General features: G+C 71.8%; 16 protein-coding genes and 1 pseudogene. 10 read left to right on the top strand and 7 right to left on the bottom strand.

The window, feature by feature from the left end; genetic code table 11:
• Nucleotides 1-6: 6 nt before the first annotated feature.
• Both PU704_RS11210 and PU704_RS11215 read left to right on the top strand, forming a co-directional pair.
• Nucleotides 7-1,698: an amidohydrolase gene (locus tag PU704_RS11210; RefSeq protein ID WP_277551427.1), complete on the top strand. Its 1,692-nt coding sequence runs from the start codon at nt 7-9 to the stop codon at nt 1,696-1,698.
• A 207-nt stretch (nt 1,699-1,905) separates the two neighbouring features.
• Nucleotides 1,906-2,649, top strand: coding sequence for a polyprenol monophosphomannose synthase (locus PU704_RS11215; protein WP_277551428.1), 744 nt, complete (start codon nt 1,906-1,908; stop codon nt 2,647-2,649).
• A gap of 84 nt (nt 2,650-2,733) precedes the next feature.
• Here PU704_RS11215 and PU704_RS11220 read toward each other — a convergent pair whose 3' ends face one another.
• The 3 genes from PU704_RS11220 to PU704_RS11230 form a co-directional block, all read right to left on the bottom strand.
• Nucleotides 2,734-3,069, bottom strand: coding sequence for an RNA polymerase-binding protein RbpA (locus PU704_RS11220; RefSeq protein WP_047801781.1), 336 nt, complete (start codon nt 3,067-3,069; stop codon nt 2,734-2,736).
• A gap of 169 nt (nt 3,070-3,238) precedes the next feature.
• The gene (locus tag PU704_RS11225; protein ID WP_277551429.1) at nt 3,239-4,375 is read right to left on the bottom strand and encodes an SPFH domain-containing protein; all 1,137 of its coding nucleotides are present in this window, start codon (nt 4,373-4,375) and stop codon (nt 3,239-3,241) included.
• A gap of 76 nt (nt 4,376-4,451) precedes the next feature.
• Entirely contained in the window at nt 4,452-4,943 is a 492-nt protein-coding gene (locus PU704_RS11230; protein ID WP_047802669.1) for an NfeD family protein, read from the bottom strand.
• A 312-nt stretch (nt 4,944-5,255) separates the two neighbouring features.
• On the opposite strand from PU704_RS11230, the gene PU704_RS11235 reads away from it, so the two are divergent.
• The gene (locus PU704_RS11235; RefSeq protein ID WP_277551430.1) at nt 5,256-5,678 is read left to right on the top strand and encodes a hypothetical protein; all 423 of its coding nucleotides are present in this window, start codon (nt 5,256-5,258) and stop codon (nt 5,676-5,678) included.
• 9 nt (nt 5,679-5,687) lie between these two features.
• Here PU704_RS11235 and PU704_RS11240 read toward each other — a convergent pair whose 3' ends face one another.
• Nucleotides 5,688-7,118, bottom strand: coding sequence for an alanine racemase (locus tag PU704_RS11240; RefSeq protein ID WP_277551431.1), 1,431 nt, complete (start codon nt 7,116-7,118; stop codon nt 5,688-5,690).
• A gap of 411 nt (nt 7,119-7,529) precedes the next feature.
• Between PU704_RS11240 and PU704_RS11245 the strand changes: the two genes are divergently transcribed.
• The 3 genes from PU704_RS11245 (at nt 7,530) to PU704_RS11255 (ending at nt 11,799) form a co-directional block, all read left to right on the top strand.
• On the top strand, nt 7,530-9,923 hold the full coding sequence (locus PU704_RS11245) for an excinuclease ABC subunit UvrA (protein ID WP_277551432.1): 2,394 nt from the start codon (nt 7,530-7,532) through the stop codon (nt 9,921-9,923).
• Between the two features lie 1,129 nt (nt 9,924-11,052).
• Nucleotides 11,053-11,469 (top strand): DUF3054 domain-containing protein, encoded by a 417-nt coding sequence (locus PU704_RS11250; protein WP_277551433.1) that lies wholly within the window; start codon nt 11,053-11,055, stop codon nt 11,467-11,469.
• Nucleotides 11,470-11,520: 51 nt separating this feature from the next.
• Nucleotides 11,521-11,799, top strand: a complete 279-nt coding sequence (locus PU704_RS11255) for an Lrp/AsnC family transcriptional regulator (RefSeq protein WP_047802665.1) — start codon at nt 11,521-11,523, stop codon at nt 11,797-11,799.
• A gap of 132 nt (nt 11,800-11,931) precedes the next feature.
• Here PU704_RS11255 and trpD read toward each other — a convergent pair whose 3' ends face one another.
• Nucleotides 11,932-12,990, bottom strand: a complete 1,059-nt coding sequence (trpD, locus tag PU704_RS11260; RefSeq protein ID WP_277551434.1) for an anthranilate phosphoribosyltransferase — start codon at nt 12,988-12,990, stop codon at nt 11,932-11,934.
• Nucleotides 12,991-13,242: 252 nt separating this feature from the next.
• Between trpD and ctaE the strand changes: the two genes are divergently transcribed.
• The 4 genes from ctaE (at nt 13,243) to qcrB (ending at nt 17,568) form a co-directional block, all read left to right on the top strand.
• Nucleotides 13,243-13,881 (top strand): aa3-type cytochrome oxidase subunit III, encoded by a 639-nt coding sequence (gene ctaE / locus PU704_RS11265; protein WP_075871733.1) that lies wholly within the window; start codon nt 13,243-13,245, stop codon nt 13,879-13,881.
• A gap of 64 nt (nt 13,882-13,945) precedes the next feature.
• The gene (gene qcrC / locus PU704_RS11270; protein ID WP_047802663.1) at nt 13,946-14,737 is read left to right on the top strand and encodes a cytochrome bc1 complex diheme cytochrome c subunit; all 792 of its coding nucleotides are present in this window, start codon (nt 13,946-13,948) and stop codon (nt 14,735-14,737) included.
• Nucleotides 14,738-14,812: 75 nt separating this feature from the next.
• Complete coding sequence (gene qcrA, locus PU704_RS11275; protein WP_047802662.1) at nt 14,813-15,907, top strand: cytochrome bc1 complex Rieske iron-sulfur subunit; 1,095 nt, start codon at nt 14,813-14,815, stop codon at nt 15,905-15,907.
• On the top strand, nt 15,907-17,568 hold the full coding sequence (gene qcrB / locus PU704_RS11280; RefSeq protein WP_277551435.1) for a cytochrome bc1 complex cytochrome b subunit: 1,662 nt from the start codon (nt 15,907-15,909) through the stop codon (nt 17,566-17,568). Before qcrA ends, qcrB begins: the two co-directional genes overlap by 1 nt.
• A 1,828-nt stretch (nt 17,569-19,396) precedes the next feature.
• Here qcrB and PU704_RS11285 read toward each other — a convergent pair.
• Both PU704_RS11285 and PU704_RS11290 read right to left on the bottom strand, forming a co-directional pair.
• A complete protein-coding gene (locus PU704_RS11285) occupies nt 19,397-19,801 on the bottom strand; it encodes a cytochrome c oxidase subunit 4 (RefSeq protein ID WP_277551436.1) in 405 nt (134 codons plus the stop codon).
• Between the two features lie 4 nt (nt 19,802-19,805).
• A pseudogene (locus tag PU704_RS11290) lies at nt 19,806-20,104 on the bottom strand (aa3-type cytochrome oxidase subunit I); the annotation flags it as partial.

Genomic DNA, 20,104 nt, shown 5'->3' on the forward strand with positions numbered 1-20,104 from the left:
AGACCCGTGAGTTCCACCGCCCCCGCACGCCGTCCGGTCCTCTACCGCAACGGCTCCGTCTACAGCCCCGCCGATCCCTTCGCCACCGCCGTCCTGGTGGACGGACCGCGCGTGGCCTGGGTGGGCTCGGAGGAGGCCGCCCGGTCCCTGCAGGACTCCTCCATGGACGTGGTGGACCTCGACGGGAGGCTGCTGGCGCCCGGCTTCGTGGACTCGCACGTGCACCTGACCGAGACGGCGCTGGCCCTGTCCACCCTCGACCTCACCGCGGCCGGGTCCCTGCAGGAGGTGCTCGACGCCGTGGCCGGGGCCGCGCGCACCGGCCACGGCGTGGTGCTGGGCTCCGGCTGGGACGAGTCCGCGTGGCCCGAGCGGCGCGCGCCCACGGCCCAGGAACTGGACCGCGCCGCGGGCGGGCGAGAGGTCTACCTCACCCGGATCGACGTCCACTCGGGGGTCGTCTCCGCGTCCCTCGCCCGGCGGCTCGGCCTCGCCACCGTGGAGGGCTGGCTGGGCGACGGCCGCGTCGAGCACCTCGCGCACGACCGGGTGCGCGCCGCCGCCCTCGACTTCGACGCCGGGCGCCGGGCCGAGCTGCACCGGCTGGGCCTGCACCACGCCGCGGCCCAGGGCTACGTGGCCCTCGCCGAGGCCAACGCCGAGCAGGTGGCCCCGTTCGAGGACCTCGTGCACCTGGTCGCCCTCGCCAACCACGGGGTCCGCGCCGAGGGGCCGACCCCGCGCGTGCTGCCCTACCGGGGGGAGCTCGTGCGCACCGCCGCGCAGGCGCGCGCGGTCGTCGAGCGCTTCGACGCCGCCCTGGCGGAGCTGCTCGGGCGCCCGCCGCGGCGGGGCGAGTCGCTGGTCGGCCTGGCCGGAGACCTCTGCGTCGACGGCGCCCTGGGCTCCCGCACGGCCGCCCTGCGCGCGCCCTACGCCGACGAGCCGTCCAGCACCGGGGACCTCTACCTCGACCCGGACGCCGTCGCGGCGCACCTGGCCGCGACCACGGAGGCCGGTCTGCAGGGCGGCTTCCACGTCATCGGGGACGCCGGGATGGACACGGTCCTGGACGGGCTCGACCGCGCCGCGCAGCTCGTGGGGGAGCGCGCCCTCCAGGGCGCCGGCCACCGCCTGGAGCACGCCGAGATGATCGACCCGGAGGGTGTCGAGCGACTGGCCCGCCACGCCGTGACCGTTTCCGTGCAGCCGGGCTTCGACGCCGCCTGGGGCGGGCCGGGCGGGCTGTACGAGCAGCGCCTCGGCGTTGCGCGGGCCGCGGCGATGAACCCGCTGGCCTCCTTCTACCGCGCCGGGGTGCCCGTGGCCCTGGGCAGCGACGCGCCCGTGGTGCCCCTGTCCCCGTGGGACACCGTCCGCGCCTGCCTCGAGCACCACGACCCGGAGCAGCGGATCTCCGCCCGCGCCGCCTTCCTGGCCTCCACCCGCGGCGCCTGGCGGGCCGCCCGGCACCCGGACCCGATGCAGGGCCAGCTCGCTCCCGGCACCCCGGCGACCTTCGCGGTGTGGGACGTGGAGGCGCTCATGGTGCAGCAGGCCGAGGGCACCGGCTCCTCCTGGAGCACCGACCCGCGAGCGCGCACCCCGCTGCTGCCCGCCCTGGACGGCACGTCCCTGCCCGTGTGCCGGCAGACCGTGCTCGACGGCGTGGAGCTGTTCCGCTCCGAGGACTTCTGAGCCCCGGGCCGGGGCCGGATCGCGGCCCTGGCCCGTGTCGGTCGATCTTGGCCGAGCGCACGGCGCAGGATAGGCTGGGCAACTGCTGCCGGGTGGGCTCACTCGTCCTTAGAAAACAGGCCGGCATCCCCTCAGGGCTGGCCTGGTCCGAAGGCGAGGGAGCCTGCCCTGTGGTTTAACAGGTGAGACCTCGAAAGGACCGACCCGGTGCGCGTACTGACCGTCATCCCCACCTACAACGAGCGCGAGTCGTTGCCCACCGTCATGGACCGGCTGCGCCAGGCCGTCCCGGACGGGGACGTGCTGGTGGTGGACGACAACAGCCCGGACGGCACCGGCCGTCTCGCCGACGAGATGGCCGCCGCCGACGGCAGCATCCACGTCCTGCACCGCACGAGCAAGGAGGGCCTCGGGGCCGCCTACATCGCCGGGTTCCGCTGGGGCCTGGTCCGGGACTACGACGTCCTGGTCGAGATGGACGCGGACTGCTCCCACCAGCCCGAGCAGCTCCCGCTGCTGCTGGACGCCGTGGAGCGCGGCGCCGACCTCGCCATCGGCTCCCGCTACGTCCCCGGCGGGCGCACTGTGAACTGGCCGGTGCAGCGTCAGCTGCTCTCCCGCGGCGGCAACCTCTACGCCCGCACCCTGCTGGGCTCCCGGATCCACGACATCACCGCCGGCTACCGTGCCTTCCGCCGCGGAACCCTCGAGCGGATCGGCCTGGAGACGGTCGACTCGAAGGGCTACTGCTTCCAGATCGACCTCGGCTGGCGGACGGAGCGCGCCGGGCTGCACGTTGTGGAGGTCCCGATCACCTTCGTGGAGCGCGCCGAGGGCGAGTCGAAGATGAGCCCGGACGTCACGCGCGAGGCCGTCGTCCGGGTGGCCCAGTGGGGGCTGACCGCCCGCGCCAGAACCCTGGCGTCCAAGCTCACGCGCACCGGCCGCTGAGCGGCACCGCGACCCCGCACCGAGAACGCGCGGAGGGCCCCACCCGATCGGGTGGGGCCCTCCGCGCGTTCTCGGGCTGCGGGCTCAGATCGCGTGCTTGGCCCGGTAGAACTCGATCCTCTGGGCGAGGATCTCCTCCAGCTCGTCCACGCTGCGCCGCTCCAGGAGCATGTCCCAGTGCGTGCGCTGGTGCTTCTCGTTGGGGTTCTCCGGCTTCTCGCCGTTGACGATGATCGCTTCCTTGCCGGTCTTCGACACCCAGACCGGGGGGATCTCGGCCTCCGCGGCGAAGGTGACCGTCACCGACTCGCCGTCCGCGGTGCGGTACTCCACGCGCTGGCGCGGGGCCGGCTCGACACCGGCCTCCGTCTCCATCGACTGGGAGCCCAGACGCATTCCCCTGAGACTGCGGTCGCTCATAGTGGTGGTTCCTCCATAACTGACGGTGGCCACGGCCGTGGCGCACACTCGGGCTGACGACGGGTCTGCAGGGACCCGGGATCCTCTGGGTGCAACATCGACGGCCCCCGGGATGTTCCCCGGAGCGGGCCCGGATTCCCGGGCGGCCCCTGCCTCAGCGGACCCTGCCTCAGCGGCCGGCCGGGCCGTCCTGGGGCGGCATCGGGTCCTCGAGGCGCACGGGCGCGTCCGGGTCGATGCTCGAGGGGCGGGGGATCGTGAACTCGTCCGGGTCCACCGTGGTGCGCTCCAGGTTCAGGGAGAGGTCCTCGTCGGTGACCCGGACCTCCTCCGGGGTGACGAGTGGCTCCGACTCCGGTCCGGCGGCCTCCTCCGGCACCACGTCCTGCTCGTCGGCCGCACCGCGGCCGGGACCGGGGCCGTCGCCGTCCTCGTCGGGGCGGGAGAGGAACTCCCCGACGCCCCGCAGCGCGTCGCCCAGCTCCGCGGGGATCATCCAGACCTTGTTCGCGCTGCCCTCGGCGACCTTCGGCAGCGTCTGGATGTACTGGTAGGCCAGCAGCTTCTGGGTGGGCCGGGCACGGTGGATCGAGTCGAAGACCTTGCGGATGGCCTGCGCCTCGCCGTCGGCGCGCAGGATCGCGGCCTTCGCCTCGCCCTCGGCGGAGAGGATCGCGGACTGCCGCTGGCCCTCTGCCATGAGGATCCGGGACTGCTTGTCGCCCTCGGCCGTCAGGATCACGGCCCGGCGCTCCCGCTCGGCGCGCATCTGCTTCTCCATGGAGTCCTGGATGGAGGGCGGGGGAGTGATTTCCTTGATGTCCACCCGGGAGACCCGGATGCCCCAGCGACCGGTCGTGGAGTCCAGGACGCCGCGCAGCTCCGCGTTGATCTTGTCCCGGGAGGTGAGCGCCTCCTCGAGGTTGAGCCCGCCCACGACGTTGCGCAGCGTGGCGGAGGTCAGCTGGTCCGCGGCCTGGATGTAGTCGACGATCTCGTAGGTCGCCGCACGCGGGTCGGTGACCTGGAAGTAGACGACGGTGTCGATGCCGACGACCAGGTTGTCCTCGGTGATCACGGACTGCGCCGGAAAGGACTGCACCTGCTCGCGCAGGTCGATCAGGGGGAGCAGCCGGTCGATGAACGGGATGAGGAAGTGCAGCCCCGGGGTCAGGGTCGTGCGGTACTTGCCGAGGCGCTCCACGATGCCGGCCCGTGCCTGCGGGATGATCCGCACGGAGCGGAACAGGATGATGACGACCAGGACGATCAGGACGGCGAGCAGGATGATGACGGCTAGGTCCACGGGTGCCTCTCTCGGTGGGTGCTGCGCGACGTCGGTGACGTCGGGTCCGGCGGCGCGGCGCCTCCGGAGCGGGGGTTCAGAAGGACGGGCGGGGCTCGGGCCGGCCGTCGGCGGTCGGGGCGGGGTGGGGCGCCACCAGGACGGTGGCGCCCTCGATCTCATGGACGTAGACGTCGGTGCCCACCGGCAGCTGCTCACCGGTGACCGAGCGGGCGCTCCAGGTGTCGCCCTCCAGCCGCACCAGCCCGCTGCGGGCGGTGACCGGGTCGAGGACCTGGCAGGGCAGGCCGATGAGCCGTGCCGCGTTGGACACGGTCCCGGGGGTGGACCGGTTGATCCGGCGCAGGGCGACGGGCCGGACGAGGAAGATGAGCAGCACCGCGGCGAGGGCGAAGGCGACCACCTGGATCACGAAGTTGTCCGTGACCCAGCTCAGGCCGAAGGCCAGAAGCGACGCCGCGGACATCATGAGGAACACGAAGTCGAGGGTCAGCATCTCGATCGCGGCCAGCACGATCATCGCCAGCAACCAGAACAGCCACGCGTTCTCGACGAGCCATTCCCACATGATCGGTCCCGACCTCTCCTGTGCCTTCTCCAGGGCGTGCGCCCTGGTATCCATTGTGCCCCAGCCCTCCGACGCCGTCCCGGAGCGGCGTGCCGCCCGCGGACCGCGGGCGGCACGCCGCACGGAATACCTGCGCTTTCCCCGCTGTTCACCCGACAACGGTGGTGCCGCGGTCCCGAGCAGGGTCCGTGGCACCACTCGTGAGTTCCGCCGGGGCACCCGCGCCCCCGCGGGTCCGCCCGGACCCCGTCGGACGGACGCCGTCGGACGAACCGTGTCAGGCGGACCGTGTCGGCAGGAAGGAGGAGAACCATGAAGCTCGTCACCTCGGTGGCGGTCTCGGCCGCGGGCGCGTGGCTGGCCGGCACGGCGACCGCCGTCGTCGGCCTCTCCGCCCTGCAGTCCCGGCTGCCCGCCATGATGACTCGCTGGCTGGCCGCCGAGCCCGACTTCGAGCGGGCGCTGGTCCTGCTCGGCACCGGGCAGTGCGAGCCCGGGGACGACCGGGCCGAGAGGCTGCGCGCCCGGCTCGAGGCCGCCTCCGGCCGGCCCGTGGTGTACGTCGACGTCACCGTGCGGCCGGGCACCTCCGCGCGGCGGGCTGCACGCAACCGCGAGCTGGCCCGAAGCTTCCACGCCGACCACGTGCTGGACCACGACCTGGACGGCGACCCCGGTGCCGGCCCGGGACACGACCTGCGCCTCGACGCGCCCGGCGGGCCCGCGGAGCGCTGACGCCGCGGCTCACCCGCCGGTGGTGGTCACCGGCAGCGGCGCGGTCGCGTCGAGCAGGTGGAAGGCCTCGGCGCTGAAGTCGATGACCACCTCGTCGCCCGCCGCGGCGTCCGGGACGCCCGAGAGGTCCAGGGTCACGACCGTGCCGTGGTCGAGCAGCACCGGGACCTGCTTGCCGCCCACCGTGTAGTCCAGCTCGTTCTCCCGGGACGGGATGTGGTGGATAAGCCCCACCTTCTTCGGCGACGTCGTCGGGTCGGTGCACCCGTAGTCGATGCACCAGCCCTCCGGGAGCGTCTTGACCTGGCTCAGCTCCGTCGTCCAGGAGTACACGCTGCTCTCCGGGGGGCTGCTGCTGAAGAACATCCCGCCCACCCGCAGCAGGTCGTAGTAGAGGGCCTCGATGCCGTTGTCGAGGACGTCGCTGGCCCCGGCGTGGATCAGCGCGTCCTGGCCGAGCCCGGCGTCGCGGATCGCGGCCACCGCGCCGTCGAAGCGGTTCTTCTGGGCGACGGTCGTGTTGGCCGTGTCGTTGCGCTCGATGGCCTCGGCGTCCTCGGCGGTGATCGTGGAGAAGTGCGTGGCGATCCCCACGAGCTCCAGGTGGGAGGCGTCCTCGACGGCCCGGGCCAGGGGGAGTGCCTCCTCGGGCACCACGCCCTCCCGCCCCATGCCGGTGTCCACCCACAGGTGCACCTTCAGCGTCCCGCCCGTGGTGGCCAGCACCTGCTCCGCCGCGTCGACCCACGCGGGGTCGATGGCGGGCACCTCCACGTCGTAGTGCACCAGCAGCGGGATGTCCTCGACCTGGGCGGCGTAGAGCACGGCGATCCTCGCCTCCACGCCGGCCTCGCGCAGCGCGATGGCGTCGTCGAGCTTCGGCACGAAGAGGTAGTCGACGTCGGCCGCGTCCTCGATGACCTTCCCGAACACGTCCACGGGCTCGCCGTTCTTCAGCACGGCCCCCAGCTGGACGTCCTGCGGGAAGTCGGCCCGGATCTCCTCGGCGTTGCGCCGCACGGTCTCCGTGTCCACCGTCAGCACGGGGATGTCCTGCGTGCCCTGCGTCGTGTAGGTGTAGGCGGTCTTCTCCCCGACGTCGTTCCCGCCGGCGGCGAAGGAGACCTCCACCGTGCCGGGCGTGCCTCGCGCCGGGGCCGTGCAGGCGTGGCGGGCCGACCGCTCGTCGAACGGGCACTCGACCTCGGTCTCGCCGAAACGGGCGGTGATCGGGCCGTCGGTGTCCTCGCCGGTGTCGGCCAGGACCAGGTTGCCGCCCGTGAGCCCGCCGTGCGAGGGGGAGAGGGCCACCGAGCCGGAGGCGCTCGGCGGCAGCGCCTCCGCCGAGCCCCCGTCCTGGCCGCAGCCCGCCAGCACCAGCACGGACAGGCCCAGCAGGGACGTCACCAGCCTGTGTCCGCGGATGTCCGTCGTGCTCATGTCGCCCCGTCGTCCCACATCGTTCCTCCCCCTCGGCACCGGCGTTTGCCAGTGCACACACCGTGCGGTCACAGGGAGCGTATCCGGACGGGAACGCACCGGGCCGCGGGATCCGGCCATCCGCGGCAACGGTCCACAGATGTGCGGACAGATGCCGCGTCACACGTCCGTCATCGACGGGGGAGCTGCACCACCGCACCCGCCCCGCGGCGCGGACGCCCACCGGCCGCCTCCGTCGCCCGCTCCGGCGCGCCCACGGCGAGTGGCCGGCGGCGCGCACCTGCCCGGCGTGCACCTGCCCGGCGCGCCTGTCCGGCCGGGGCCGCCGGGCATAGGCTCGGAGCGAGCCGGACCGGAGCGCGTCGTCGCCGAGGACGACACCGGCGGGACCGCCCAGGAGGGGACCACACCATGAGCACACCGCCCAGCACGGCACCGCGGACGGGCGCGCCGCACGTCGCCGACAACCACGACCTGATCCGCGTGCGAGGTGCTCGCGAGAACAACCTTCGGGACGTCAGCATCGAGATCCCCAAGCGCCGGCTGACCGTGTTCACGGGAGTCTCGGGCTCGGGCAAGAGCTCCTTGGTGTTCGGCACCATCGCCGCGGAGTCGCAGCGGCTGATCAACGAGACCTACAGCGCCTTCGTGCAGGGCTTCATGCCCACGCTGGGCCGGCCCGAGGTCGACCGGCTGGAGGGTCTGACGACGGCCATCATCGTCGACCAGGAGCGGATGGGCGCCAATCCCCGCTCCACGGTCGGCACCGCCACCGATGCCAACGCGATGCTGCGCATCCTCTTCAGCAGGCTCGGGGAGCCGCACATCGGCTCGCCCAACGCCTATTCCTTCAACGTGCCCTCGGTGCAGGCCAGCGGTGCGATCACCGTGGATCGCGGTCCCGGCCGGACGCGGGCGGAGAGGACGACGTTCACCGTCCTGGGGGGCATGTGCCCCCGCTGCGAGGGCATGGGCTCGGTCAACGACGTCGACCGGTCCGCGCTCTACGACGACGCCCTGTCGCTCGACGACGGCGCGCTCACGATCCCCGGCTACAGCATGGACGGCTGGTACGGGCGCATCTTCCGCGGCTGCGGCTTCTTCGACCCCGGCAAGCCGATCCGAGCCTTCTCGGAGCGGGAGCTCCACGACCTGCTGTACAAGGAGCCGACCAAGATCAAGGTCGACGGCATCAACGTGACCTACGAGGGGCTGATCCCCAGGATCCAGAAGTCGATGCTGTCCAAGGACGTCGACGCCCTGCAGCCGCACGTGCGCGCCTTCGTGGAACGGGCGGTGACGTTCACGACCTGCCCCGAGTGCGGCGGCACCCGCCTGAGCGCCCAGGCCCGGTCGTCGAGGATCGGCGGGAAGAACATCGCCGACGTCTGCGCGATGCAGATCAGCGACCTCGCCGGTTGGGTCCGCGGGCTCGACGAGCCGTCGGTCGCCCCGCTCCTGACCGGCCTGCAGCACCTGTTCGACGCGTTCTCGCAGATCGGGCTGGGGTATCTCTCGCTCGACCGCCCGACCGGCACGCTGTCCGGGGGAGAAGCCCAGCGCACCCGGATGATCCGCCACCTGGGATCGTCGCTCACCGACGTCAGCTACGTCTTCGACGAACCCACCATCGGGCTGCACCCCCACGACATCGAACGGATGAACGGGCTGCTCCTGCAGCTGCGGGACAAGGGCAACACCGTGCTCGTCGTGGAGCACAAGCCGGAGACCATCGCGATCGCGGACCACGTCGTCGACCTCGGTCCCGGAGCCGGCAGCCACGGCGGGACGGTCGTGTTCGAGGGCGCGGTCGAGGAGCTGCGGGCCAGCGGCACGCTCACCGGCAGGCACCTCGACGACCGCGCGTCCCTCAAGGAGACGGTGCGCACGCCCACCGGCACCCTCGAGATCCGCGGTGCCGATACCAACAACCTGCAGGACGTCGACGTCGACATCCCCCTCGGAACGCTCTGCGTGCTCACGGGTGTCGCCGGCTCGGGCAAGAGCTCGCTGGTCCACGGGTCGGTCGCCGGCCGCGAGGGCGTGGTGCTGATCGACCAGGGCGCGATCCGCGGGTCGCGCCGGAGCAACCCGGCCACCTACACCGGCCTGCTCGACCCGATCCGCAAGGCCTTCGCGAAGGCCAACGGCGTGAAGCCCGCGCTGTTCAGCTCCAACTCCGAGGGCGCCTGTCCCGCTTGCAAGGGCGCAGGAGTCGTGTACACGGACCTCGGCGTCATGGCGACCGTCGAGTCCACCTGCGAGGAGTGCGGAGGACGGCGTTTTCAGAGCGCCGTGCTGGAGCACACGCTCGGCGGCCGGGACATCGCCGAGGTCCTGGCGATGCCGGTGGCCGAGGCCCTCGACTTCTTCGACGCCGGAGAGGCGCGCACGCCGGCCGCCCACCGGATCCTCGGCAGGCTCGCCGACGTGGGGCTCGGCTATCTGGTGCTCGGCCAGCCGCTCACCACACTCTCCGGCGGGGAGCGGCAACGGCTGAAGCTGGCCGCCCAGCTCGCCGGGCAGGGGGAGGTCTACGTCCTGGACGAGCCGACCACCGGCCTGCACCTGGCCGACGTGGAGCAGCTGCTGGGACTGCTCGACCGGCTCGTCGACGCCGGGAAGTCGGTCGTCGTGATCGAGCACCACCAGGCGGTCATGGCCCACGCCGACTGGATCGTCGACCTCGGCCCCGGGGCCGGCCACGAGGGAGGCCGGGTGGTCTTCGAGGGCACGCCCGCAGACCTCGTGGCCTCCCGCTCGACCCTCACCGGCCGCCACCTCGCGGCCTACGTCGGGGCGTGACCACCGGGCCCGGTCCCGTCCGGCTCGCGCGTGGGTTCCTGCGAACCATGGTCGGCGGCAACGACCGCACGGGCCGGGGGAGTGCCGCGGTCTCTGCGGGTGCGCCCGCGCCCGCCGGGGCGCCACCGTGGCCGGGAGCAACGACGCCGCACGGTCGGTCCGCACGGCCGATCCGCACGGTCCGGCCGCTGGAACAGTTCTCCGACGGACGACCGGGACCTGTGCGGACCGTGGGCGTGGCAGTGGTCCATGTCACAGAAGACGTGGGAGCCGGGCGCTCGTGGGCGCCGGGAACCTCAGGGTTGCCGGCCGCGGGCGTTCCCGACACCTCGGACCGGCCAAGGATGCCGCGGCCACAGGGAACGATCCGCAGCGTGCGGACGGGCCCGGCGCAGGGCGCAACCGTCCGCGCACACCGACGCCGAGGACCGCCCGGGCGAAGGCGCTCACGGACACGGGCACACCCAGGCGGCATGCCGAGGCGTCGGACGGCACGGCACGGCACGGCTCGACGGCCGAACACCACAGCCGGACCACACAGTGGGACGCCGGCCCCGGAGCCGCGCCGGGACGCCGCAGCGGAACGGGCCGGCCTCGGCGGAGTCCCGGTCGCGCGTCCTCGGGGCGCCTGCGCACCGGGACGCATGCGCAGGCTGCATGCACAGTCGATGAGCAGGCCCGAACCGTGGGTTCCGGACCTACGCCGCGCCCTGTTCGGTGCTCCTCTCCAAAGCGCCGATAATCTACATTATGTAATGTCGGGGCGAGAGGGGCCTCCCCGTCCGGCCATTCCACCTCCTCTCGCCCCGGGTGCGCCACACCCGCTCCGCACAGCCACCGAGCACGCGGTGCGGGGCCGACCGCCTGCGGCCCCGGCCCCTCGGTGCGCCGCGCACCGCCGAGCGCATCGGCGTCCGGGTGGCCGGCGCACGACCGCCGACCCGCGCCACCACCCTTCGACCCCGGCCGCCGAACCCGCTCGTCACCGTTCCGGACTACACCCGGACATCCCTGGACTCCTGGTCGAAGGTTGAGGGTTCGCCCACACTTAGTCCTTCAACCTTCAGCTTCGACTTCACCCCGAACGGCGTGCGCCGGATCGCTCCGGGACCCCGACTAGACTGCGAGCATGCACACCACGGCCCCCACCACCACGCCGCCCACCGGGCGCACCGGGCGCCGGAGCTCCTGGCCGGCGGTCCTCGTCATCGACGTGCTCCTGGTCCTTCTCTTCGCCGCCGTCGGGCGCAGGACCCACGCCCTCGATGCCGTGGGCGTGCTGGAGACCGCCTGGCCGTTCCTCACCGGACTGCTGCTGGGCTGGGCCGTCTGGCAGCTGCCCCGCCACCCCGTCGGCCTGTGGCCGCGCGGCGTCGCCCTGTGGCTGACGACCGTCGTCGTGGGCATGGGCCTGCGGGTCCTCGTCGGCGAGGGCACCGCACCGAGCTTCGTGCTGGTGACCTTGGCCACTCTCGCCGTTCTCCTGCTGGGCCACCGCGCGCTCGCTCTCACGGTGCGCGCGGCGCGGGCCCGCCGCAGGCCCTGATCCGCCCTGTTCCACCGGCCCCGGCCGGCCCCGTCCCGAGAAAGGCGTCCCATGCTCACCGCCATCGTCCTCATCAAGACCTCCGCCGACCGCATTCCTGAGGTCGCGGAGCAGATCTCGGAGATCCCCGGGATCAGCGAGGTGTACTCCGTGACCGGCGACTGGGACCTGATCGCCATGGTGCGCGTGCACCGGCACGAGGACCTCGCGGACGTCATCGCCGACCGACTCTCCAAGGTCGACGGTGTGGTGGGCACGAACACGAACATCGCCTTCCGCACCTACAGCAAGCACGACCTCGACGCCGCCTTCTCCCTCGGCATCGACTGAGCCCGCCGGCGCCGCCCCCGGTCAAAGCGCCCGGCGACGACCGGGGGCCGGGACGACGACGGGAGGCCGGAACGACAGAAGGCCGGTGAGCGGGTGCTCACCGGCCGTGCGTCGTCGGATCCTCCGGTGTCCTCAGCGGACGGTGTGGGCGATCCAGCGGTCCAGGACCGCGCGCGCGGCGCCGCTGTCCACGGCCTGCTCGGCGCGCCGGACCCCGGCCGCCAGACGGTCGTGGAACGAACCATCCCCCTCCTGGTCGAACGCGACCAGCCCCGCCGCCGCGTTGAGCAGCACGGCGTTGCGCACGGGCCCCGGCTCCCCCGCCAGCACCTGCTCGACGACCCGGGCGTTGTACAGGGCGTCCCGCCCGCGCAGGTCCTCGATCGTGGCCCGGGGCATGCCGAGGTCGAGGGGCTCGAGCTCGTGGTGCTCGACGGTGCCGCCGCGCACCTCCCAGATCTCCGAGGGCGCCGTCACGGTGAGCTCGTCGAGCCCGTCGCCGCCGCGGAAGACCAGGGCGCGGTGCCCCCGGGCCGCGAAGACCCCGGCGATGAGCGGGGCCAGGGCGCGGTCGGCCACGCCGATCGCCGAGGCCTCGACCCGGGCCGGGTTGGTCATGGGCCCGAGGACGTTGAACGTGGTGGCCACCCGCAGCTGCGCCCGCGCCGCGGCCACGAAGCGCATCGACGGGTGGAACGTCTGGGCGAACAGGAACGTGATGCCCACGTGCTCCGCGGCGGACTCGACCAGCTCGACCGGCAGGTCCAGGCGGACCCCGAGGGCCTCCAGGACGTCGGCGGAGCCCGACTTCGACGACGACGCGCGGTTGCCGTGCTTGACCACCTTCGCGCCCGCGCCCGCGCAGACCAGGGCCGCCATCGTGGAGATGTTCACGCTGGACAGCCGGTCCCCGCCGGTGCCGACGATGTCCAGGGCGGGCCCGGGGATGTCCGCCGGCCGGGCCCGGGACACCATCGCGTCCGCCAGGCCGGTGAGCTCCTCGACCGTCTCCCCCTTGGCCCGCAGGGCCACGAGAAAGCCCGCGATGACGACGTCCGACACCTCCCCCGACATGATGGTGTCCATGGCCCAGTACGCCTGCTCCCGGGTCAGGTCGGCCCCCGAGATGAGCGCGGTGATGAGGTCGGGCCACTCGAAGTGCGGTGCGGTCGCCGGAGTCGTCGTGTTCACGCCTTCGATCGTATCGCCCGCCCCACGGGGGCCCGGAACCCGCCGGCAACGGAACGGCCGAGCGCTCCCCGGCCGGTGGTGACACGGATCACGGACGCCCTCCGCAGGCCCCCTCCCGCCCGGGATCCACGGCACCCGGGCGCCGGACACGGCCCCGGGCCCGATCGCGCGGGGCGGCGGGGCGCCGGACACGCAAATCGCCCGATCCGATCCTGGTTGGTCCACCGGCAGTTTTGGCGACATAATGTCTCTGTGACGACTGCAACCCAGACCCCAGCCAAGCCGGTAGGCGGGTCGATCAACCGACCCAACCTGACCTCCGTGGGCACCATCGTGTGGCTCGCCTCCGAGGTCATGTTCTTCGCCGGCCTCTTCGCCATGTACTTCACGCTGCGCTCCACCTCCCCGGAGCTGTGGGCGGACGAGTCGGCCAAGCTGAACGTGTGGCTGGCCACCGCCAACACCATCATCCTGGTGTCGAGCTCCGTGACCTGCCAGTTCGGCGTCTTCGCGGCCGAGCGCCTCCAGCCCCGGCGTGCCGGCGGCGTCCTGGACGTGCGCCGGTGGGGCATGGTCGAGTGGTTCGCCCTGACCTTCATCATGGGGGCGATCTTCGTGGCGGTGCAGGCGTTCGAGTACGCCGAGCTCGTGAGCCACGGCATCAGCATCCCGGCCAACGCCTACGGTTCCGCCTTCTACATCACCACGGGCTTCCACGCCCTGCACGTGACGGGCGGGCTCATCGCCTTCCTGTTCATCATGGGCCGTGCCTTCGTGGCCAAGCGTTTCGGGCACTTCGAGGCCACCTCGGCGATCGTCGTGTCCTACTACTGGCACTTCGTGGACGTCGTCTGGATCGTCCTCTTCCTCGTGGTCTACTTCCTGAAGTAGCCCGCGCCCTCCCGGGGACGACCCCAGCAAACCAACGCAGCACCGAGTTAAAGGAACGTTTGACGTGAAGGCACTTTCGCAACAGCGGCGCCACCCTCTCGCAGTCCTCGTACTGATGGTCCTGGCCCTGCTCCTCAGCGGTGGGCTCTACGCAGTCGCCACCACCACCAACGAGGCCAAGGCCCAGACCGAGTCCTACTCGGCCCAGGACCTCGAGGAGGGCGAGAAGCTGTTCATCGCGAACTGCTCCACCTGTCACGGCCTCGACGGCGCGGGCACCCCCTCCGGGCCGTCCCTGATCGGCGTCGGCGCCGCCGCGGTCGACTTCCAGGTCGGCACCGGGCGCATGCCCATGCAGGCCAACGGCCCGCAGGCCCCGCAGAAGGCCCCGCAGTTCAACCCCGAGGAAACCGCTCAGCTGGCCGGCTACGTCGCGACCCTGGGCCCCGGCCCGGCCGTGCCCGAGGAGGAGTACCTGGACGTCACCCAGGGCAACGCCGCCAACGGTGCGAAGGTGTTCCTCGCCAACTGCGCCATGTGCCACAACGCCGCCGGCGCCGGTGGCGCCCTGACGCGCGGCAAGTACGCGCCGTCCCTGATGGGCGTCGAAGAGGTGCACATCTACGAGGCCATGCAGACGGGTCCGCAGAACATGCCGGTCTTCAACGACGCGAACATCACCCCCGAGGAGAAGCGGGACGTCATCACGTACCTGAAGACCCTCGAGGAGAGCCCCAACCCGGGCGGGTTCGGGCTCGGCGCGCTCGGCCCGGTCTCCGAGGGCCTGTTCGTGTGGACCATCGGACTCGCGGTCATCATCGGGTTCACCATCTGGCTCACCTCGCGCTCCGCCTGAGCTGCCGCCCCGGCAGCAGATGTCGGACCCACTAGCTACGATCAACTGCACCAAGAGAAGAATGAGGGACCACACATGGGAAGCCACAGTGACGGCACTCCCCACGAGTCGGGAACAGTTGCCACCACGGGCACCACGGCGATGGAGCGTTTCCCTGACCCCGGACTGCCCCCGCACCGCCCGCGCCTGACGGACGTCGACGACCGGGCGGCCAAGCGCGCCGAACGGCAGGTCGTCCTGCTGTTCCTGATCTCGGTCATCGGGTCCGTCCTGTTCTTCGTCGGCTACTTCGGCGTCCGGGTGGACGGTCCGATCTACGACGTGACGAACACGGCCCCCACCCAGGCGCTGCAGCTGCAGAACCTCCTGCTTGGCCTGGGCATCGCGCTCGGCATGTTCGGCATCGGCCTGGGGGTCGTGCACTGGGCGCGCACGCTCATGCCGGACCACGAGCTGGTCGAGAGCCGGCACGCGGTCCGCACCGAGGAGCAGCGCGCCGAGGCGCAGAGCATCCTCACCACGATCTACGACGAGTCGGGCATCAAGCGCCGTCCGCTGCTGCGCAACACCCTCATCGGCGCCGCGGTGCTCGCTCCCCTGCCCTTCGTCGGGCTGCTCAAGGACCTGGGCCCCACCAACCTGGACGTTCTCAAGGAGACCCTGTGGGACGAGGGCATCCGCCTGGTCCGCGACCCCTCCGGGACGCCGATCAAGGCCTCGGACGTCACCCTGGGCTCCACGTTCCACGTCGTGCCGGAGAACCTGAGCACGATCGGGCACAACGAGGGCTACCTGGACGAGAAGGCCAAGGCCGTGGTCCTGCTCATGCGGCTGGACCCCGAGTCCGTCAACGTGTCGCCCGAGCGGGCCGACTGGAACGTCGACGGGATCTTCGCCTACTCGAAGGTCTGCACCCACGTCGGCTGCCCGGTGGCGCTGTACGAGCAGCAGACCCACCACCTGCTCTGCCCGTGCCACCAGTCCACTTTCGACCTCACCAACGAGTGCGAGGTCATCTTCGGGCCGGCTGCCCGGCCCCTTCCCCAGCTGCCGATCACCGTGGACGACGAGGGCTACCTCGTGGCCCGCAGCGATTTCCAGGAACCGGTCGGACCGACCTACTCCCAGCGGGGTACCCATGTCGAAGAGATGCAGGGTGAGGCGAACTGATGTCCACGTCCACTGATTTCCAGTACAAGCCGCAGACCGGCACCGGCCGGATCGCGAACTTCGTCGACACCCGGGTCGGCATGTCGCCGATGGTCAAGGAGTTCGGCCGGAAGATCTTCCCGGACCACTGGTCCTTCATGTTCGGCGAGGTGGCGCTGTACACCTTCGTCATCCTCCTGCTCTCGGGAACGTTCCTGGCGCTCTGGTTCGAGCCGTCCATGGCCGCACTCGAGTACGAGGGCTCGTACGTGCCCATGCAGGGCGTCGAGATGTCGGCGGCCTACGCCTCCACCCTCGACATCTCCTTCGACGTCCGCGGCGGGCTGTTCCTGCGTCAGATCCACCACTGGTCCGCGCTGGTGTTCGCCGCCGCCGTGGCCGTGCACATGCTCCGCGTGTTCTTCACCGGCGCGTTCCGCCGACCCCGTGAGCTGAACTGGCTCGTCGGCGTCGGGCTGTTCCTGCTGACCATCGTGGCGGGCTTCTCCGGCTACTCCCTGCCGGACGACGTCCTCTCCGGCAACGGTCTGCGGATCGCCGACGCGATCCTCAAGGCCATCCCGCTGGTCGGCGCCTACCTGTCGATGTTCCTGTTCGGCGGCGAGTTCCCCGGCCACGACATCATCGCGCGCCTATACATCATCCACGTGCTGCTGATCCCCGCGGCGATCCTCGGTCTGATCGTGGTCCACCTGTTCATGGTCGTCGTGCACAAGCACACCCAGTTCCCCGGCCCGGGCCGCACCGAGAACAACGTGGTCGGCTTCCCGGTGGGCCCGGTCTACGCGGCCAAGGCGGGCGGCTTCTTCTTCATCGTCTTCGGCATCATGGCGCTGATGGCGGCCACCACCACCATCAACGCGATCTGGAACTACGGGCCGTACGATCCCTCCCCGGTGCAGGCCGGTTCCCAGCCCGACTGGTACATGGGCTTCACCGACGGCGCCGTGCGCCTCATGCCCGGCACCTGGCCGATCAACTGGGAGTGGACCTTCTGGGGCATGTCGATCCCGCTGAACGTCCTCCTGCCCATGGTCCCGATCATGATCCTGTTCGGCCTCATGGCCGCCTGGCCGTGGATCGAGCGGTGGGTGACCAAGGACGACCGCGAGCACCACATCCTGGACCGCCCGCGCAACGCCCCCTTCCGCACCGCCATGGGCGTCGCCGGCGTGGTCTTCTACACCGTGATGCTCGTCGCGGCCAGCGGTGACCTCATCGCCACGCACTTCAACGTGTCGCTCAACGACGTCATCTACTGGCTGCGGGCCGCGTACTTCATCGCGCCGATCCTCGGCTTCATGATCACCCGGCGCGTCTGCCTGGCGCTGCAGCGCAAGGACCGCGAGATCGTGCTCCACGGTCGCGAGACCGGTCGTGTCCAGCAGCTGCCCCACGGGGAGTTCATCGAGGTGCACGAGCCGCTCGACGAGTACAAGCGCTACCGTCTGGTCGCCATGCCGGACTACGACGTGCTGCCGGCCCAGCCCAACGGCAAGGGCAGGATCACGGGCGCGGAGAAGATGCGCGAGCGGGTCAGCCGGTTCTTCTTCGAGGACCGTGTCGCCCCCGTGACCCCGGCCGAGCTCGAGGCCGCGCACCACCACCACGAGGTGGAGGCCGTGACGGCCGGTCCGCAGGACCGGGAGCTCGTCCGCTGAGTCGTTCGACCGCCTGACGGAGCCCCGGGAGGATCATCCTCCCGGGGCTTTGTCGTCTCTGCACCGAGACGCTCCCCCGCCACGTCGACCCCGTGGTCGCACGGACGCGCAGCTGATCAGCGGCCCCCTCGAACGGCTGCCTCCGGCGGCACCGGCCGTGTCCCGTGGGTTGCCGCCGGATCGTTCTGCGACGGCCCACGTGCCGCCTCACTTCGCGGCCCGCGGCGGTTCCGTGCCGCGGCAGAAGTTGGACATCCGGGCGGACACCGGTCGGCTGCCCACCCGGTGCTCGCCCGCCACCCTGAGCCGTGCCTCCGGGATGCCGGTTGCGGCGCCGCCGCGCCAGTGGCAGGCCTGGCCGTGCTCACCGGCGGTACCGTCGTGGCCGGTGACCGTGCGCGACACCTGCGCCGAACACTCCGCCCGGGATGTGCTCCGCCTCGCACGTGCATACGGTGCCGTCGGCCCGGAGGGACCACGCCCTGGGACGCCTCGCCCTGGGACACCCGGCCCTGTCCGATGTCCGTGGCGGGACGGGCTCGGCGTCCGACGGCCGCAAGGACTGTGTGCTGCCGCCGGAACGGCTCCTCGCCGTCCGACGCCGTCCGACGCCGTGCCGGCCGGTGCCGGACGCGGGCGCGGGCGTGGCCGAGATCGACACGGCCGGCACACGCCCTCCGACAGCGAGGAGCACGTCGAGGCCCTGCCTGCCTCTTCTGGGGGGGCGGCGGCCTCACCGCCGACGGGCACCGGAGGCGCACCCCGGGCCGTACGGGACCGCTTCTCAAGCGTCCGACACGCTCCTGGCCCGAACCCGCCCGAACCCGCCCGAACGTACGAGTCACGGGCCGGAGCATGGGAGTCCCGGCGGGACAGGAGCTCGGGGCACCGGGGCGACACGACCGGGGACGTCCTTCCTCGGACGGTGTCCGCCAGCCGGCGGTGGCGTTCCCGACCGGCCGGACGTGCCCTGCGCATCGGCACGCGGACGCGAGCTGTGCAACCCTGTCCAGAGCCGCCTCCCGGGTCGTCAAGGCCGGGACCGCAAAGCCTCCGTCGAGCTGCTGCGTCTGTGGCGAGGTGCCGGTGGTCACGGTCCCGTCACCGTCCACCAGGACCGGCAAAACGCTCTCGTCCATGCCCCCGCCGAGCATTCGGACGCCGAGGTTTCCCGCCTCCTGCACTACAGCGTGGGCGGTGTCCGACACGGCCTGCCGCTCGCCGCCGGACAGCACCACGGCAACGCTCGCGAACGACATCAGGTGCTTCGTCATCGCGTCGACTCCTTGGCGTGCTGCAGGACCAATGCCGTGCTCTCCGCATCCGCAGCCTCGTGCAGCGGTACGTCCCGCTGGTGCGCGCACCAGGCACGCACTGTGTCGAGGGCGGCCGTGGACGTCCTGCGCCGCCGAGTTCCCGGTCCGGTGTGACCTCGCGGCACCAGGGCCGCCCGGGAGCCGACGCCGAACCAGTTGCAGGGCGCACCCGGGCGGCTTGGAACCCCCTGGCGCGTTCGGGCCGGTCGGAGCCCCATGAGCCCCCTGAACCGTCACGCAGACCCGTACGGCGGCGCACGGGCCCAAAGCGGATGCCTGGGGCCCGGCGGACGCGTGTCCATCCGCGACTGGACCGGTGCAGGTCCAGCAGCAGCGGAGGCACCCGCGTCGGGGGCTCCAGGGGCTGGGCGACAGGGACGGGCGCAGGCACCAACGGGCGCGGGCAGGAATGCACCGGGCGGGGATGAGCACCGCCGGGACGCGAGAACGGCGGAAGCCCCGGACACCTGTGGTGTCCGGGGCTTCCGCGTGCTCCGCCTCAGCGGCGCCGATCAGTGGGCGTGGTCACCGCGGGAGTACTCGAAGACGAGCCCGAGCAGGCCCACGCACACCACGGGGGCGGCGAGCATCAGGATCCACCAGTCGATGGCCAGGCTCACGAACGCCAGGGCGCAGCCAATGCCCAGCAGCAGCGGCCACCAGCTCCACGGCGAGAAGTGGCCGTACTCGCCGGCCGACTCCACGATCTCGCCGTCGAGCTTGTCCTCGGGCAGCACACCACCCGAGTTGCGGTCCACGAGCCACAGGTAGACGGCCAGCATGAAGGACATCGCGCCGACGGCCAGCAGCGCCGGGAAGCCAACGAGCTCCTCGAAGCGGGTGAGGAAGCCGTAGACGATGGCTGCCGCGACGCTGAAGACGCCCAGCAGGTTGAACAGTTTGATGGAGAGTTTCATGCGGTCAGCCCTTCCGCGTGGCCATGGCGGCGTCGTCGACCGGCGACTGCTGCGGGGACTCCGCGGCCAGCTCCGGGTGGTGCAGGTCCAGTGCCGGGCGCTCGGAGCGGATCCGCGGCAGCGAGGTGAAGTTGTGCCGCGGCGGCGGACACGACGTCGCCCACTCCAGGGAACCGCCGAAGCCCCACGGGTCGTCCACCTCGACCTTCGTGCCGTGGCGCCAGGTCGTGTACACGTTCCAGAAGAACGGGATCATCGACACGCCCAACAACATCGCCCCGATGGTGGAGATCTGGTTCATCC

Origin of the sequence: Kocuria oceani, from assembly GCF_029524215.1 — a bacterium.
Taxonomy (GTDB): domain Bacteria; phylum Actinomycetota; class Actinomycetes; order Actinomycetales; family Micrococcaceae; genus Kocuria; species Kocuria oceani.

What these genes read in the sequence shown, in the direction of transcription:
- PU704_RS11255 (WP_047802665.1), top strand. Translation starts at nt 11,521, where the DNA reads ATGCTCACCGCCATCGTCCTCATCAAGACCTCCGCCGACCGCATTCCT.
- PU704_RS11285 (WP_277551436.1), bottom strand. Translation starts at nt 19,801, where the DNA reads ATGAAACTCTCCATCAAACTGTTCAACCTGCTGGGCGTCTTCAGCGTC.
- PU704_RS11250 (WP_277551433.1), top strand. Translation starts at nt 11,053, where the DNA reads ATGCACACCACGGCCCCCACCACCACGCCGCCCACCGGGCGCACCGGG.
- PU704_RS11220 (WP_047801781.1), bottom strand. Translation starts at nt 3,069, where the DNA reads ATGAGCGACCGCAGTCTCAGGGGAATGCGTCTGGGCTCCCAGTCGATG.
- PU704_RS11240 (WP_277551431.1), bottom strand. Translation starts at nt 7,118, where the DNA reads ATGAGCACGACGGACATCCGCGGACACAGGCTGGTGACGTCCCTGCTG.
- qcrA (WP_047802662.1), top strand. Translation starts at nt 14,813, where the DNA reads ATGGGAAGCCACAGTGACGGCACTCCCCACGAGTCGGGAACAGTTGCC.
- PU704_RS11245 (WP_277551432.1), top strand. Translation starts at nt 7,530, where the DNA reads ATGAGCACACCGCCCAGCACGGCACCGCGGACGGGCGCGCCGCACGTC.
- qcrB (WP_277551435.1), top strand. Translation starts at nt 15,907, where the DNA reads ATGTCCACGTCCACTGATTTCCAGTACAAGCCGCAGACCGGCACCGGC.
- PU704_RS11235 (WP_277551430.1), top strand. Translation starts at nt 5,256, where the DNA reads ATGAAGCTCGTCACCTCGGTGGCGGTCTCGGCCGCGGGCGCGTGGCTG.
- PU704_RS11230 (WP_047802669.1), bottom strand. Translation starts at nt 4,943, where the DNA reads ATGTGGGAATGGCTCGTCGAGAACGCGTGGCTGTTCTGGTTGCTGGCG.